This is a genomic window from Paenibacillus odorifer (assembly GCF_000758725.1).
GTDB classification, from domain to species: Bacteria; Bacillota; Bacilli; order Paenibacillales; family Paenibacillaceae; genus Paenibacillus_AQ; species Paenibacillus_AQ odorifer.
Genome location: NZ_CP009428.1, coordinates 4,846,724 through 4,862,664 on the forward strand (window position 1 = coordinate 4,846,724; position 15,941 = coordinate 4,862,664).

The following is a 15,941-nucleotide window of genomic DNA, read 5'->3' on the forward strand; positions in this document are numbered from 1 at the left end:
TTTGTTTTCAAAGCGCTTTCATTCGATCATATTATAGCTTTTTTACCATTATTTATGCTTTATTATTCCTTAAATTTAAAGTTTATGTTTAAAAAGACAAGAACTGATACCCATTTTCTACCTTTCCGCTCGCAAAAATATTTTAAAAAAGCAAATCTAATTTTGTTGACACTCTATTTTTCCATTGGCCTCTAAAAAATAGTCGGATGCCCCCCGTCGTGTTGATTTATAAAAATATCAATAATATAAACATAAAAAAACCGACTCCTATGGAGCCGGTTCTGTTCTTCCTAGCTATTCTACTTTAATTGTGTCGAAGAATTTCTCTTGCACTGTTTTGGCAGCAGCTTCAAGCTGTGTCTTGGAATCTGTTCCTTTTTTGGAGAACAGCTCTTGAATTACATTGGACATGGTTGCGTAGTAGTCCTGTGTATTGTATTGCGCTTCCGGTTTACCGTCCAGCAAACCTAAAATATCAGGGCTGTATTGATATACATTTGTATATTTATCATACACAGCTTTCGTTTTCTTGCCGAAGTCAGAATCTGCAGAATAGTAATCTAAGAGCGGCGGAATAAAGTATTTACCATCCGTTGTACGTTGTTGCAGAACCGCATCCAGTGCTTCTAGACCTTTATCGGAGAAGTAATCAAATGTAATATAACGGAATGCCATTTCTTGCTCGTCTGGTGTTGCATTTGGATTGATTACAAGGTAGTCACCACCAAGTACCCCGGTGTGTTTTCCGCCTTTTTCCATTGCAGGCATTGGATACGTAAGTACATCTTCTGGTTTCAGACCGCCCTGATTCAACGCTTGCTCAATAACACCGTCAGATCCAGCCATTACCATTGCTGTACGACTTTGTTGGAATGCGCCTACAGCATCACCCCAGCCCAGTGCCCAGTCCTGAGGAATCGCGTTTGCTTCCCATCTAAGTTTCTTGTAGAAATCCAGCGCTTTAATCCCAGCCTCAGAATTAAAAGTAGCTACAACCTTACCGCCTTCAATCTTCTGAATTTCACCGCCAGCTTCGAACAGGAAGTTGGTCCAGTTCCAGCCTGCTTCATTCCCTTTACCCATTGGAGCAATACCGGAAATCCCTTTTTTGGTATCAGCTACGCCTTTGGCGGTATTCAGCATATCATCCCAAGTCCAATCCATAGGTGGAACAGCAACGCCTTTTTCGTCCAGCATTTTTTTGTTGATCATTGTGGTTGTTACATAACCCTTTTGAGTTACGCCGAAGACTTTACCGTCAATGATAAATTGATTTTGGAGAACCGGGTTAATTTGATCCTTAAATTCGTATTTATTCCACAGATCCGTAATGTCAGCTACCCAGCCTTTTTCAACTAGGAATTTTGCTTCTGTAGCGTAGGTGTTAAAGAAGGTTGGAGCTTCATTCGCTGCCATTTTGATGCCGATTTCACTTACATTGTACTGCCAATCGTCTTTGACGATTTCAACATTCGGATATTCCTCTTGGAAACGTTTGATCTTGTCATCTTCCTGTGCTCTAACTTCGGTTAGGTCAGGGGTTGGATAGTGAATTTTGATGGTCACTTTTCTTTGTGTGATATCATCAGTTGGCGCTGCTGTAGCACTGCCAGCATTATCTGTTGCAGCATTCGTTGGCGCAGTAGTCGCTTCCCCTTCCTTGTTTCCTGTCGTGTTTCCGTTATTGTTATTACCGCCGCAAGCGGTTAACAACGATCCGGCCACAAGGAGGCTTAGTAGCACGCTAGAGTACTTACGCATTGAAACTCCCCTTTTCAATTCATAGTTATCTTACATATCGATCATAAAAGAGAAATCGTTTACAAACGAGGTGCATTTATATTCCTTTCATGTGCATGTTTACGATCCGTGACTAAATCCGTCGATCCTTGCTTATCCCTTAACTGCTGATAATGCGACGCCACGCATAATGAACTTTTGGAAGATCAGGAAGACAAGGATCGGCGGCAACGATACGATAAATAGGATGGCGAATTTAATATTCGTATTAAGTGCCTTTACATTAATAACGTATTTATAGATTGCTGTCGCGAGCGTATATTTCTCTTCACTGTGCATAACCAGAGATGGCCAGAACCAGTCATTCCATGCTGTAGAAAAGATAAAGATCGCCAGCGTAGCAAAAATCGGAACCGACAATGGCACTGCAATGGAGAAAAAGCTTCTCGGCTCAGAGGAACCGTCAATCCGCGCTGCTTCAAAAATTTCAGGATGTATCCCATCAAAAAAGTTCTTTAAGAGTAGAAAATAGAATGTATTCGCACCAGCAGGCAGCCAAAAAGCAGCGTACTGATTCAGTAATCCAAGCTCTTTTAGATTGACAAAGTTGGGAATCATATAGCTGGTCGCCGGAATAAACAATGTCATCAGGAAAAAGAAATAAATTGCCTTTCTGTAAGGGACATTCATACGAGAAATGCTGAAAGCAGACATTCCCAATACTACTAGTGTCACGACCATATTCCCCACAAAAATATAAATGGTGTTTTTAAGGAACATCAGCAGATCAATGTAATTCATCGCTTCCTTAAGGTTGCTGAAGTGCCATTCCTGCGGGAAAAAATGCGGTGGGAATGAGTTCACCTCTTGATTCGATTTCAGTCCGTTAAATAACGTCATACAGATCGGATACAGCATGCTGAACACCATAATCAAAATAACCACGCACATCAAGCCATAAACGATCTTATTGCTTGTTTTTTTCAAATCATGTTCTGAGAGAATCCCTCTGTCTGCGCTCTTCATCTTAGTTGTCCTCCTTGTTAAGCTTGAACTGTAAAATGCCCAAACCACCTAGGACAATGAACATTAGCATGCCAAGCGCAGTCGCTGTTCCATAATCGAGTCGCGTAAAAGCATATTTTACGATCAGCAGCGCATAGGTAAGCGTAGTATTATTCGGCCCACCATCAAGCAGCGCCATTTGTGACTGATACCCTTGTGAAGTCCCGATAATCTGTAATATCAACATCAAAATGATCAAATTACGTAGCGAAGGCAATGTGATGTACTTTATACGTGCCCACACACCAGCCCCATCAATCTCAGCTGCTTCATACCAATCCCGCGGAATGCTGAGTACAGCAGCCAAGTATATTAACATCCCTGATCCAAACTGCTGCCACGTCTCCATAAAAACAAGAGAAATCATCGACCACCTTGTATCTGTCAGGAAGGCAACCTGGTCCACACCAAGCGTGCTTAATACCGCATTGATTGGGCCCACCGGATCATAAAGCCATCTCCAGAGTCCATATAGAACCACACCAGGCATAACGAAAGGAAGGTAAGCCGCTACCCGTACAAAGCCCCCAAACCTTCTCAGCTCCGAGATCATAATGGCAAAAGCGATCGGAACCCAGAACCCGATAATAAGACATAGAAGCATGTAATACCCTGTATTTTTTAATGCGGTCAAAACATCTGGATCACTAAGGGCTCTAGCGTAGTTCTCAAAACCAACAAAGCTATTTCCTTTTACAAAATCAACATGGTAAAAGCTGTACAACAAGCCTTTAAAAATTGGCACCCACAGGAACATTACAAAAATAATCACAGCAGGTACGAGGAACATATATCCCCAAAAGTTTTTCTTCCAGCGGTTTTGCTTATACGGTGTACCCTTCAGCGCCGGCGGATTTTCGGATACAACTGCGGTTTGATTCATCAGGCTCCCTCATTCCATTTTTCTTTCAGCATTTTTCGCAAAATGCTTCCTACCTTAAATTGTAGAAAATGAGGGTTGTACTGAACATGTCTAAATCTACCGAAGTAGTATGTGTTTTTACTTCTTCAATTCACTGGGGCTAATCCCATAATATTTTTTGAAAATTTTACTAAAATGCTCCGGTGATTCATAACCTACACGCTCGGCGATTTCGTATCTGCGAAGATCTGTGTTCAAAATCATCTCCCGGCTTTCTTCCATCCGCAGCTTAATTACATATTCCCACAGGTTGTAACCTGTATTTTTCTTAAACAAATAGCTCAAATAATTAGGACTGACATGGTTTTTCTTAGCCACTTCATGGATGGTTAATCCTTTTTGCGCATAGTTCTCGTCAATATACTCTCTTGCTTTCTCTACAATCAGATTGCTGCGTGTATGAAGCTCTTCTACTGAAGGATCGGTTGTGTAGCTGTTCCAATTAAAATCCCCGTAGTAAAACACATAATGGTCATTATGTTCATTATTCCAAAGAATGGCTTTGGAGGCTTGACGGTTCAATACAGCCATAAATGATAGACCCTTGAGAATCTGGCTGATGCCGATGACTGCATTTAAGTGCAGATATTTTTGAATATTAAAATGAAGACTGCGGCCAAGAATATCTAGCCTATTGATTTGACTGGCAGACGAATCTTCATAGCTTTTTTCATCCCATTGAATAATGATCGTTATTTCTTCATCCTCTGCGTAAAAGGCTGTCGAGTTCCACTCCTGATCCATCAGCTCTTTGGCGATATTCAGCGCGGCATAACAAAGAAGCCGTCTGTCCTGCAGGGTGTAGTGCTTCTCCTGATTCATTCCAGCCAGAGGCACCTTAATTTTTAAGACGGAAAAATACGGCCCTTGCAGCTTCAGGTTATCCAGCTTTTGTAAGCGTTCTGCATCACACAGTACACCTTCAGGCTCATTGAGCAGCTCATTTAATAACTTGCTGTATTCCGGAAGCGGCTCTTCCAGCCGAAAGCTTTCATTAATTCCTGACATAAAAATGTCCAATTCTGGTGATGGTTTCCCCATCTTAAGCAGCACATTTCGCACCGAATCCAGAAATTGCTCACTGTTCAAAGGTTTGATCAAATAATCCTTCGCGCCAAGCCTAACCGCCATTTGCGCATATTGAAATGTCTCGTGTGCAGAAATCACGATGGTCTGTACCCAAGGTTTGGCCAATTTTGCATGCTGCATCAGATCAATCCCGCTCATTGCGCCCATCTGAATATCAGTAACGAGCAGGTCTATTTCCTCCATCCGAATGCAGTCCAGCGCTTCAAAACCACTGTTTGCTGTATAAATATGGTCTATGTTTAACCCCGAAGAAGCTAATAAATTGCTCAGCCCTTTACAAATCAAGGGTTCGTCATCCACAACTAATATATTGAACATATCTGTATGCTCCCCTTCCTTAGTCCTGATTCTCTGATTTCGGAAGCTTAACCGTCACCAATGTACCGCCCTCTTTACGAGGCGTATAGCTGATGCCATAATCAGAGCCAAAGTGTAAATGTATGCGCTGGTTAATGTTGCGAATCCCGTAACCGCTGGCCGGATTTGGACTGTCGTCATTCAGCACAGCTTCAATGGCCTGATAATCAACAGACTTATATCCGTTATCTTCAATAGTGATCTCGACGGTATCGTCCACACAAACTGCGCTAATGATGATTTCCCCATCCTCGCCCATATTTTTGACACCATGAATAATAGCATTCTCAATTAACGGCTGCAGGGTAATTTTAGGAATTAGATTTCTTTTCGTATCTGGGTGAATCTCCATTACAACACGAAATATATAATCATACCGGTGCTGCTGCAGCTTGATATAGGCCGTTGCATGCTCCAGCTCTTCTTCAAGGCTAATCAGCTCCCTTCCCCGACTAAGGCTAATCTTCATAAGCTTGGATAATTCCTTGATCATCTCGGCGGATTCAACGTTACCTTCCAGCGAGCTTTTCCAGTAAATACTCTCCAAAGTGTTGTAGAGCAAATGCGGATTGATCTGTTGATAGAGCAGTTGAAGCTGTGATTCCTTCTGTTTTAGCTCCATCTGATATTTATAAGTAATTAGTCCATTAAGCCTGCGGGCCATGTCATAGGTAGATCCAATCAGCACACTGACCTCATCGTTACTCCCTCTTTTTGGCGTCTCAGGGACACGATTGCCTGGCTCAAACTTTCGGACGAAAAAGGCTAACTTTTGCAAAGGCGTCATTAATGAACGCCAGAAATAAGTAATCATGATTAATCCAAAAACAGCATAGGCCACAGTTATGTATTGAATCACACTTTTCATTTCGTTTTGTTGCTGCAGCAGTGCTTTTACGGCGATTTTGTAGACTAGCTTCTGTCCTAAGGCGTGGTTATTATTGACCACATAAATAAAATCCGAGGTAATAACATCCACGGTACCTTCCAAATCCTCAGCAATGACCGTTTCCGGCAACGTAATGATCTCACCAGTATTATTCGTAGTAGAAGCGAGTACACGATTATCCAGATCCGTTAAGTAAATATCACCATCAGGCAACGATATGGATTTGAGGGATTCTCCGATTTTCGCGTCCATCTTGGTAATGACTAAGACCCCAATAGTCTCAGCTTTCCTGGAGATGTTATTGACAGCTCTCATATAGGTAAGAGTCTTCAAGTTTTCCGCTTGCGCACTTAGCTTCCCTGTGAATTTTAGAGATCCGCGGCCCTTTTTCTGGACAACCTCCTCGAACCAATATGGCTCTTCCGCTTTGGAAAAGAAATATACCCCCGCCTTCTTAACCTGTGGGAAATTGGGTGCAAAAAAATAATAATCCTCGGGATCGTATATATAAAGGGAATAATAGATGCCGTCCCCACGCTCAGCTCCCTGCGAGTAACTGACCAACAGCTTCTCTATCGTCTCATAGCGTTTAACCCGCTCCAGGATGGTATCCGAACCCGTCATATTAATCTGCTGAATCAGAGGGTTTTGAATTACAGTGGTAGTAATTTTATTTACGGTATCGATATCTCGGTTAATGATGGTGAAGTTTTGCTTGTTCAGCTCTACATAAGCATTCGTCACATGGCGCTTCAGAATTTGCTCAGCCTTCATATTCCCGTAAATGTTCAAAAACAGAATGGGCGAGATCATAATCAGAAACAGCAGGATAAGCTGCTGTTTGACGTTCAGCTTCAAAATCGGCCTAATCAGCCTAGACAACATCGAGATACACCTCCGGGTTCAATAACTATATCAAAGTGATAAACGCTTACATATGTTTATTTTAAAGTTTTTTATGTTCATTTGTATGTAGTTTTTTCTGTTGGACGGATAAAAAGAGCACGATGATATGTTCGCCACTACGTGGAGCGTTTGGGCTTACGATCGCTGTTATCCTCAGATTTCCTGATTTTATACCGCTGAGCGGTAGAAATCCGAGGATAAAGGCGACCACTGGCGTTTCTCCAGCTCCAAACCTCCACTTCGCAACTCCATCAACGAACTCTTAAAAACCGCAAACAGAAAAAGGGGGAGACGGCGTAAAGGACACTGCGTGGGGCTAGGAGGAATGAACTCTATATGGAAGAAGTGCGATGTATGTTCTTGAACACTTGAACACTCAAGTACTTCAATACTTGAATGTGCTTTGCTGTTGGGCGTCTGGATTACTTGATGTGCTATTTAGCTGCTTGTTGTGCGTTAGGATTACCGGATGTGCGGCTTTGCTGCTTGTTGAGCGTTTGGATTACTTAATGTGCGACTTACTACTTATTCGGCGTTTTGCATTCCCATACGCCCTCTTCACGATGAGCTATAGGACTCAGATGCAGCTATTTGGCTAATTTTTGGCTTTTACGAGGAGTTTCGGACTCCAGAGGCGTTATTCGTTCCAAACTACGCGATATGTGGGCTTTTCGAACCAATAGCGACTATGGAGTCCGATAGGTTCGCATATGAGCCGAATTATTACTTATAGAGACTATGAGGTCCGATAAACTGTTGAGCTTTTTGACTAACCTTCTGAATTATTTACTATACGGCTAATAGCGACTATGGGGTCCGATCACCGTCTGAGCTTAATACTAACCTTTTGGATTACTTAATGTGTAGCTAACTACTTATTCGGCGTTTTACATTCCCACACACCCCTTCACGATGAGCGATCGGACTCAGATGCTGCTATTTGGCTGATTTTTGGCTTTTACGAGGAGTTTCGGACTCCAGAGGCGTTATTCGTTCCAAACATACGCGATATGTGGGCTTTTCGAGCCAATAGAGACTATGGAGTCCGATAGGTTCGCAAATAAGCCGAATTTTGGCTAATAGCGACTATGAGGTCCGATAGACAGTCTGAGCTAGCTAAATACAGAGACTTTGCACAAAAAAAGACCGCCCCCAAAGGCATCCGCTACTTTGGAGTCGGTCCCTTGTTCATTTAGAAATTTAGTCTGTCAGCAGCTCATACAATCCTTTTACGACCAGATCAGCTTCTTTCAGCACCTCAGGTTTGCCGATACCTACAACCTTCATTCCAGCAGCTTTACCTGCTTGAACGCCTGCCTCAGCATCTTCAAACACAACACATCCATCCGGCTGCAAGCCTATCTCTTGAGCCGCGATCAGGAATACCTCTGGGTCAGGTTTGGCTAGTGACACTTTGTTGCCGTCAACAACTGCATCGAATAAGTCTGTAATGTTCAGCTTATTCAAAATAAACTCAGCGTTCTTACTGGCTGATCCTAGCGCAATCCCAATCCCACGTGATCTCAATCCTGTTAGGTATTCTTTCACTCCAGGCAGCAGCTCCGATTCCTCGAGTCGAGAAATGTATTCTACGTACAGGCGGTTTTTCTTCTCCGCCATTGCCTGCTTCTCTGCTTCCTCAAATTCCAGGCCACCCACTTCCAGCAGGATATCAAGCGATCTCAGCCGGCTCACACCTTTAAGCCGTTCATTATCCTCCTCCGTGAATTTAAAGCCAAGCTCATCTGCAAGACTCGCCCACGCCAAATAATGATATTTGGCTGTATCTACGATCACGCCGTCCAGATCAAAGATGGCGCCTTTCATATTTTCCAACATTGATTTGCTTCCTCTCCGTTGTGTATTAATATTTATACTCCTGTTTCGACAAAGCCAGTCGAAGGTTCTCACCAGCAGAGCACGACTTGCCTTCTCCGCCTTGCACCGAGAATACTAAGTCTCCACTGTAATCAGCAGCTGTGATCACAGTGACTTCATCCTTACTGATCCGCAGTTGGATGGTATCGCCGCGCAGCGTAACCGGAAGCTGAACAGACTGCCAATGTTGCGGCAGAGATGGATTGATGTGCACAACCCCTCCGTCGTAGTCCAGCCCAGCGAAGCCAAGAACCGCAGCCATCCAAGCACCACCATTCGCAGCTGGATGAGTCCCTCCGATGTAGAGATCCCCTACATATTGCTTAGATTCGCCGGTGAGATCGACGGTAGCCGTACGCATAAAATACGGATAGCCCCAATCCGGTGAACCAATATCAGCAGCTACCAAAGCGTAGATACAAGGGCTTAAGCTTGATCCATGTTCCGTACGCGGTTCGTAAAATCCCCAGTTCGCTTGTTTCACTTCCTTGCTAAAGGAGTGTTTAAACAGATTCAGCATCAACACAACGTCTGCTTGTTTAAGTATGGTTGTGGTGGTAGCTAAGCCATTGCCGCCGCCAAAATACTCATTTTTATTAAGCACACGTGATTTCAGTTCTGTTAGTTCTACATCCTCCAAGGTGAGGTACCGGTCGAATTGTTCAATAACAAGACTGGCAGGATCAGGCTGTGGAACATAAAAGCTATCCAGCATCGTTTTGAACTCCTTCAGGAATGGCCCTGAGCTAAACGGAGCGGACAATTGACCGTAGGCCTCAGGATACTTCTCTTGCAGCAAAGCTGCCGTATGCAAGGCAATCTCCAGCGTCTCTTTAACCAGTGCATTGGTAAAAGCATTATTGTTCACACGCTCATGATATTCATCCGGACCTGTTACATCCAGAATCTCAAACCGCTGTTTAACCGAATTATAGTAAGCGTAAGAGTAGAAAAAGCGAGCGCATTCCCAGATCACCTCAGCTCCTCCACTAGTAAGCAGACTTTCATCGCCTGTGAATTGAACATACTTCCAGATCCCATGCACAACGTCACCACTGATATGAACCTGCTTATCGCGGAAATAGGTCCGCATCGGCCGGCCTGTAAATACATCGTTCACATTAAACAGCGTACAGGCATCGTCTCCCGTATCCTGACTTTCCCAAGCATAAAATGCGCCCAAAAATCCATATTCCGCTGCCTTACGGCGAGCACCATCCAATGTATGAATCCGGTACATCATCAAGTTCCGCGCTACCTTAGGATCACTGTGCAGGAAAAACGGCAACATAAACATTTCCGTATCCCAGAATACAGCTCCCTTATATACCTGACCCGATAATCCCCGGGCTGGAATAGACACCTTCTCCGAAACTGTAGGGGCAATGATTAACAGCTGATAGATACTATATCTCAAGGCAAATTGGGCAGCTTCATCACCTTCGATGATTACATCGCTGTGTGACCATCTCTCGTCCCATAACAGACGATGAGCCTTAAATAACCCCTCAAAACCCAGCGCCTCAGCAGCATGGACAGATTTAACAGCTTCCGACTCCGGCTGATCAGCATCAAGTCCAGTATAGACTGCTACATACTTAAACCATTCATACGTCTCACCCGCACGGGCATCAAAAGAAATCCGGCGAACAGCAGCCCCATCTTCCAGTAGCTCCTCACCAAAACTGAATACCGCCCTCTCCGCCACAACAACCGGAATCTTCAATTCTCCGCTAACAGAAGAAGAGATCAGCACCTCGTCCTTGAGCTGTACCTTTTGTCCGTAAAGATGAGGCCCATTGATATCCCACACATCTACGTCAATTCCCGTCTCAATCGCTACTCGGCAGTCTTGAGTACTGCGAATAGAGTATTTACTAACGAGCAAGTGAAGATTATCCTGGCTTACGAAACGATCTGCGGTAAACGTCAACGCCCCACCGTCAGATACAGCATATTCAGTGCTCCGATGATGAATGGCATTTCGGATATTCAGCTCCTGAGTATGAGCGACCGGTTCACAGTCAAGCACACTTAAGAGCTGATCATTACAGAAAACTTTGGTCAACAATCCATTAGGGGCATTAACTGGTTCTCTCCATTTGTCCCCCTCTTTGTCATATAGTCCTGCGAGGGTGACAGCTACTAGCTCAGTTTTACTGAATTCCTCCAGTGTGCCGCGATACCCCATGTAGCCGTTGCCTAACATATATTTGTTACCGTTCGTCGTCACAAGCTGTTTATCAAAACAACTCTCCTTTACGATCCAGTTCATCCTGCCAGCATCCCTTCGCCTAGCGGAAGCGTCTTCCCGGAAGCATCCACTGTAATCGACTGTCCGTACACTATAATTTCGGTACTTCCACCATTAACCGCAGTGATTGTTACTGAATTTTTGTCGACCACAATTCTCAGAAGCACTCCTTCATACAATACTTGGAAGCTATATTCATCCCAGCGTTCTGGCAGGGTTGGCTGAAAGGACAGACGTGCTCCATCCGAACGCATTCCACCAAAGCCGTAAACAATATTCATCCAAGCAGCTGCAATTGAGGTAGTATGCAGCCCTTCACGGGTATTGCGGTTATAGTTGTCTAAATCCAGTCGAGTAGCAAATTCAAAAAACGAATATGCTTCCTCGGGTTTGCCGATTTCACTCGCCAAAATGGAGTGGATCGAAGGTGACAGCGAAGACTCATGAATACATCTAGGCTCGTAATATTCATAGTTCGCCAGCTTCGCTTCTTTAGAGAATTGTCCGCTGTACAAGAACATAAACATAAGTACATCCGGCTGCTTAATCATGTCATAGCGATACAAACGATCATATGACCAGTTCGAATATAACGGGAATTCTGTAACAGGAATCGAATGAATATCAATATGTGGCATATCGAAGAACCCATCATGCTCTTCATAAACTCCTGTCACTTCGTCAACCGGAATCCGCATATGCTGCGCCTTGTTTTCCCAATCGGTGAGTTCCTCGTCATGAAGTTCTGTTTTCTCTACCACAGCTGCAAAAGCAGCAGGAGCCTGTTCTTTCATCTCCCGAAGAGTCTCTAGGGTGTATTCAAAAGATTGTTGAGCCATCAGATTAATGTAGCAGTTGTTATTGACCATCAATTGGAACTCATCAGGGCCCATAACGCCAAAATAACCATATTCCCCGCTGCGTTGCCCCCATTGGCCACGTGTAGCATAGAATCTGCTGATCTGAATCAGCATCTCAGCCCCTTTACTGTGCAGGAAGCTTTTATCACCGGTATTTTTGACATAATGCCAAATGCCATAAGAAACAGCAGTCCCTACATGAAGCTGAAGATTAGAGTGCTGCCAGAGATCACAGCTTTCTGTTCCATCTATAGTAGCAATTGGATAGCAGGCTCCCTCACAATCCACCTCTTTAGCGCGCTGCATAGCCTGCGGCAATGTTTTATATCTGAATTCCAATAAGCTCCGGGCAGCCCTTGGATTATTGAACATATAGAACGGTAAGCAATAGGATTCTGTATCCCAAAAAGCCAACCCACGATATACTTCACCCGTCAGCCCTTTGGCACCAATATTAAATCCGGGATGATCGCCATGATAGGTCTGATAAAGCTGGAAGATACAGAAACGAATACCCTGCTGATTCTCAGGATCGCCCTCAATTCGGATATCACTTGTCTCCCAGATGCCCTTCCAATAAGCTGTCTGATCAGCGATTATTTGGGTATCTGTCAACTGGCTTGCTGTTTCAGCAAGAGACAGACCTTTGCTCCACAGCTCTTCAGCTGTATGGGCAGAATCACTATCCGAATAGTTCATAACCAGTTTGGTAAAATAGGAGACTTCTCCTTCCGTAAGGTCCAGGGTGAAATTTTGTCCAATAAATTTATCACTCTCGACAGCAGTGAGCTGTAACGGCTGCGAGGATTGTAAGGTAAAGCTTGAGAACAGCTTATTCCCAGTATTCACTGTACTCGCCATAATAGCAGAGGACGCTCCACTTACTCCGCTGCGGAGACTGTTCCACATACATTCGCCGCGTTCTTCATGAATAATGCCGAAATCAAGACCTGTACAAATGTCCACGCTCCCCGAGAAATTAAGAGGTTCAAAATCTACCCGCTGCAACCCCAAATGAGACATAGTCATACTGACCAGACGTGTAAAGACTACTTTTAGCGACTTGCCATCGTTTAGATGCCAGACTAGCTCTCTCCGGTACGTACCTTTACGAAGATCCAACCTACGCACATAATCCGTTACGTTGCTTTTTGCTAAATCAAGCTGTTCACCATCTACAGATAGACGTGTATACAGCCAGTCCACCGCATTCACCATATATCTCAGCGAGCGAATAATCCCTTTATAGTGATTGCCAATATCCAATTGTTCATTTAATCCATTAAAATAACTTCCTTGCAGGGTGTCACCTGAATATCCTTCCTCTGCATATCCCCGTACACCCATATATTCATTACCCAATGAAAAAATAGATTCCGAAGTCCGATTTCGCTCTGGATCAAAGCCCTCTTCAATAATTGCCCACGGATCAACCTTAAGATATTTGTCTGCTACTTTAGCCATATATGATTTCTCCTTCTCCTGATTTTTGCTCCAATTTCAGGATATCGCTGCATAGCAGTAGAGCCAATGTCCGACCGTAATGAAGATGTGTGCATTTATACGGAGTTGAGATAAAACTAATTTCTTGAACATGAATTTCAGCTATGTTATATGTTACAATCTAACGGGGACGCAAAAAAACAGCGATTAACCCAGTATTTGAGAATAATGGATAGCCGCTGTTCATATATCATAAACGTGAGATCACTTACTCTTTTTTAGTTAAAAAGAATATTACATCGAACACTTTAGAAGTGAAATTTATCACAATGTTGAAAATTCGACACTTTTAAACGATTTTTTATAACCAATTCGAGGGATTTTCAAGGTATAATTAATTTAAAATTTACTGAAAAACTGAGGGAATAAAGGGGATGTCGATTATGCTAAAAGAACATTACAATGTTATCGAAGCCCACGGAAATACAAACTGTTTCTCCGAACAGAATTTCAACAGACTTCTAGTTACAATGAAAGAGCGCATAGTTCCAGAGGGTTCACATCTATTCTGGGAAGGCGACTACTCGGATAAATTGTTTTATATCAAACGTGGACGTGTGAAATTAACTAAATCTACTGATGAAGGTAAAGAACTCATTCTTTATATGTATCAAGCTGGCGATATGGTAGGTCAAGCAGATCCATTCTTCAGCACTAAGCATAGCTTTACAGCCGAAGTGATTGAAGAAAGTGAAGTTGGCGTCATCGAACAAAAGGATCTAGAAATTCTCATCTGCCAACATTGTGACTTTGCTATCGACTTTATGAAATGGATGGGTATTCATCACCGTCTCACCCAAACTAAATTCCGTGATCTAATGATGTACGGCAAACCTGGTGCACTATGCTCCACGCTCATTCGTCTTGGCAATACCTATGGTGAGAAGAGCAGCGATGGTGAGAATATCCTTATCAACAAAAAAATTACGCATACAGATTTGTCCAACATGATCGGTGCCACTCGTGAAAGTGTTAACCGGATGCTGAGCGACCTGCGTAAAAAAGATGCTGTTGAGTATGAGAACGGTATGATTGTCATCAAGGACCTTGGCATGCTGCAAGAAATTTGCCACTGCGAACTGTGTCCGAACGAAATCTGCCGGATCTAATTCCGTTATAATATACCCTCTATTCACCTCAATGAAACATACATGACCCAATTATTCTGCATAATATAAAATAGAGTGGTCCAAGGCGCCTAATGCAGGTGTCTTTTTTTTATATTCAACAAAAAAAGAGCTAAACCCAAGATCGGTTCAGCTCTAATATAGTTAATTAAAAATGGATTTAACGGTTATTGCGAGTACCACGCACTGGTGAGATCAGCCAATAGGCCATGCCGACAAATACGCCCCCACCAATGATATTCCCCAAAGTTACAGGGATCATATTATGCAGCCATCCAGCTATCGTAATGGTTTCCGGATGATTCGGAAGCAACACAGCAACACTAAGCAGAGTCATATTAGCCACACTATGCTCATATCCGCTTGCGATAAAGGCGAACAGACACCACCAGATTAAAATTAGCTTAGCAGATTCACTTTTAGCACGTGAGGACATCCATAGCGCTAAACAGACCAGCCAGTTACATAGGATTCCACGAAAAAACAGCTCAGAGAACGGGAGACTCATTTTTTTAGCAGCGGCTGTAAAGATCAAATGCTCTGGCGGCGCAGCACTGAATAACCCAGTCCCACGAATTAAAAGCGCTAAAATCACTGCACCCACCACATTCCCGATGAATACAAGGATCCAGTTCTTAACGGTATCCCAGATACTGGTTCTGCCTGCCAGTGTACTTACAGTAAAAAACATATTATTCCCAGTAAACAGTTCTGAGCCTGCAAATACTACAAGCGTCAAGGCGATGCCGAAGGATGTACCCATAATAAGCGGTTGGAAAGGTGATTTAGCAGCTGCTAGCGGTGCTCCTAGAGAGAAAATAAGGATAATCCCAATGCCTACATAAGCACCTGCCAACAGGGCTGCTAGAAAATATCTTGGCAAGCTTTCATTCATTTTGTCCCGCTTACTGACTGCCGTCTCTACGATGCTCTCCACACTTTGCGTAAACATAATACTCCACCCCACCGTTTTCTATTAAATCTATTACTACACTCTTCGGTGTCTACACGCTCACTGTAACTTTCTCTCCGTCCAGTGTGACTGGATAAGTCACAACACTACCTTGGTCTGGAGCCTGCACCTCACCCGTGCGCAGATCGATTTTCCAATCGTACAGCGGATCGTACAGATAGTGACCTGACACGATCCCTTCCGCAAGCGGGCCACCCTTAGGATGAGGACTACGATTCTCTACTGCATAGATGGCTCCGTCAGAGGCACGAAATACAGCCAGTTCAACAGCTCCAGCAATCACTACACGGCCAATCTGCAGCAGGAAATCCTGTACTGAGCCTATTGCATACGTTTGTGTGGTCTTATTCATTGGTCTCTCCCCTTCTGTGTGCGTTA

The 15,941-nt window shown here is 43.6% G+C and carries 11 protein-coding genes; 1 reads left to right on the forward strand and 10 read right to left on the reverse strand.

Going from position 1 to position 15,941, the window contains the following annotated elements; all coding sequences use genetic code 11:
* Positions 1-294: 294 nt before the first annotated feature.
* The 8 genes from PODO_RS21215 to PODO_RS21250 form a co-directional block, all read right to left on the reverse strand.
* The gene (locus PODO_RS21215) at positions 295-1,761 is read right to left on the reverse strand and encodes an ABC transporter substrate-binding protein (RefSeq protein ID WP_036682927.1); all 1,467 of its coding nucleotides are present in this window, start codon (positions 1,759-1,761) and stop codon (positions 295-297) included.
* 132 nt (positions 1,762-1,893) lie between these two features.
* Positions 1,894-2,766 carry a carbohydrate ABC transporter permease gene (locus PODO_RS21220; protein WP_036682930.1) on the reverse strand — a complete coding sequence of 291 codons (873 nt, stop codon included), beginning with the start codon at positions 2,764-2,766 and terminating at the stop codon, positions 1,894-1,896.
* Between the two features lies 1 nt (position 2,767).
* Positions 2,768-3,595, reverse strand: coding sequence for a carbohydrate ABC transporter permease (locus PODO_RS21225; RefSeq protein WP_370510945.1), 828 nt, complete (start codon positions 3,593-3,595; stop codon positions 2,768-2,770).
* A 210-nt stretch (positions 3,596-3,805) separates the two neighbouring features.
* On the reverse strand, positions 3,806-5,134 hold the full coding sequence (locus PODO_RS21230) for a response regulator (RefSeq protein ID WP_036682935.1): 1,329 nt from the start codon (positions 5,132-5,134) through the stop codon (positions 3,806-3,808).
* A gap of 19 nt (positions 5,135-5,153) precedes the next feature.
* Complete coding sequence (locus PODO_RS21235) at positions 5,154-6,947, reverse strand: cache domain-containing sensor histidine kinase (RefSeq protein WP_036682936.1); 1,794 nt, start codon at positions 6,945-6,947, stop codon at positions 5,154-5,156.
* Between the two features lie 1,221 nt (positions 6,948-8,168).
* Positions 8,169-8,807: a beta-phosphoglucomutase gene (pgmB, locus tag PODO_RS21240; RefSeq protein WP_051491264.1), complete on the reverse strand. Its 639-nt coding sequence runs from the start codon at positions 8,805-8,807 to the stop codon at positions 8,169-8,171.
* Positions 8,808-8,832: 25 nt separating this feature from the next.
* Positions 8,833-11,121 (reverse strand): glycosyl hydrolase family 65 domain-containing protein, encoded by a 2,289-nt coding sequence (locus PODO_RS21245; RefSeq protein WP_038572556.1) that lies wholly within the window; start codon positions 11,119-11,121, stop codon positions 8,833-8,835.
* Positions 11,118-13,424 carry a glycoside hydrolase family 65 protein gene (locus tag PODO_RS21250; RefSeq protein ID WP_036682942.1) on the reverse strand — a complete coding sequence of 769 codons (2,307 nt, stop codon included), beginning with the start codon at positions 13,422-13,424 and terminating at the stop codon, positions 11,118-11,120. The genes PODO_RS21245 and PODO_RS21250 overlap by 4 nt, the downstream gene beginning before the upstream one ends.
* Positions 13,425-13,846: 422 nt before the next feature.
* Here PODO_RS21250 and PODO_RS21255 point away from each other — a divergent pair, with 422 nt between their 5' ends.
* Positions 13,847-14,572, forward strand: a complete 726-nt coding sequence (locus PODO_RS21255; RefSeq protein WP_036682945.1) for a Crp/Fnr family transcriptional regulator — start codon at positions 13,847-13,849, stop codon at positions 14,570-14,572.
* 178 nt (positions 14,573-14,750) lie between these two features.
* Here the strand turns inward: PODO_RS21255 and PODO_RS21260 are convergent, their stop codons facing one another.
* Positions 14,751-15,542 carry a formate/nitrite transporter family protein gene (locus PODO_RS21260; RefSeq protein ID WP_036682946.1) on the reverse strand — a complete coding sequence of 264 codons (792 nt, stop codon included), beginning with the start codon at positions 15,540-15,542 and terminating at the stop codon, positions 14,751-14,753.
* A gap of 52 nt (positions 15,543-15,594) precedes the next feature.
* Positions 15,595-15,915 (reverse strand): nitrite reductase small subunit NirD, encoded by a 321-nt coding sequence (gene nirD, locus PODO_RS21265; protein WP_036682949.1) that lies wholly within the window; start codon positions 15,913-15,915, stop codon positions 15,595-15,597.
* Positions 15,916-15,941: the final 26 nt, after the last annotated feature.

Excerpts from the sequence above, each read along its gene's own strand:
- PODO_RS21235 (WP_036682936.1), bottom strand. The coding sequence starts at position 6,947 with ATGTTGTCTAGGCTGATTAGGCCGATTTTGAAGCTGAACGTCAAACAG.
- pgmB (WP_051491264.1), bottom strand. The coding sequence starts at position 8,807 with ATGTTGGAAAATATGAAAGGCGCCATCTTTGATCTGGACGGCGTGATC.
- PODO_RS21255 (WP_036682945.1), top strand. The coding sequence starts at position 13,847 with ATGCTAAAAGAACATTACAATGTTATCGAAGCCCACGGAAATACAAAC.
- PODO_RS21220 (WP_036682930.1), bottom strand. The coding sequence starts at position 2,766 with ATGAAGAGCGCAGACAGAGGGATTCTCTCAGAACATGATTTGAAAAAA.
- PODO_RS21215 (WP_036682927.1), bottom strand. The coding sequence starts at position 1,761 with ATGCGTAAGTACTCTAGCGTGCTACTAAGCCTCCTTGTGGCCGGATCG.
- PODO_RS21225 (WP_370510945.1), bottom strand. The coding sequence starts at position 3,595 with ATGTTCCTCGTACCTGCTGTGATTATTTTTGTAATGTTCCTGTGGGTG.
- PODO_RS21230 (WP_036682935.1), bottom strand. The coding sequence starts at position 5,134 with ATGTTCAATATATTAGTTGTGGATGACGAACCCTTGATTTGTAAAGGG.
- PODO_RS21250 (WP_036682942.1), bottom strand. The coding sequence starts at position 13,424 with ATGGCTAAAGTAGCAGACAAATATCTTAAGGTTGATCCGTGGGCAATT.
- nirD (WP_036682949.1), bottom strand. The coding sequence starts at position 15,915 with ATGAATAAGACCACACAAACGTATGCAATAGGCTCAGTACAGGATTTC.
- PODO_RS21245 (WP_038572556.1), bottom strand. The coding sequence starts at position 11,121 with ATGAACTGGATCGTAAAGGAGAGTTGTTTTGATAAACAGCTTGTGACG.
- PODO_RS21260 (WP_036682946.1), bottom strand. The coding sequence starts at position 15,542 with ATGTTTACGCAAAGTGTGGAGAGCATCGTAGAGACGGCAGTCAGTAAG.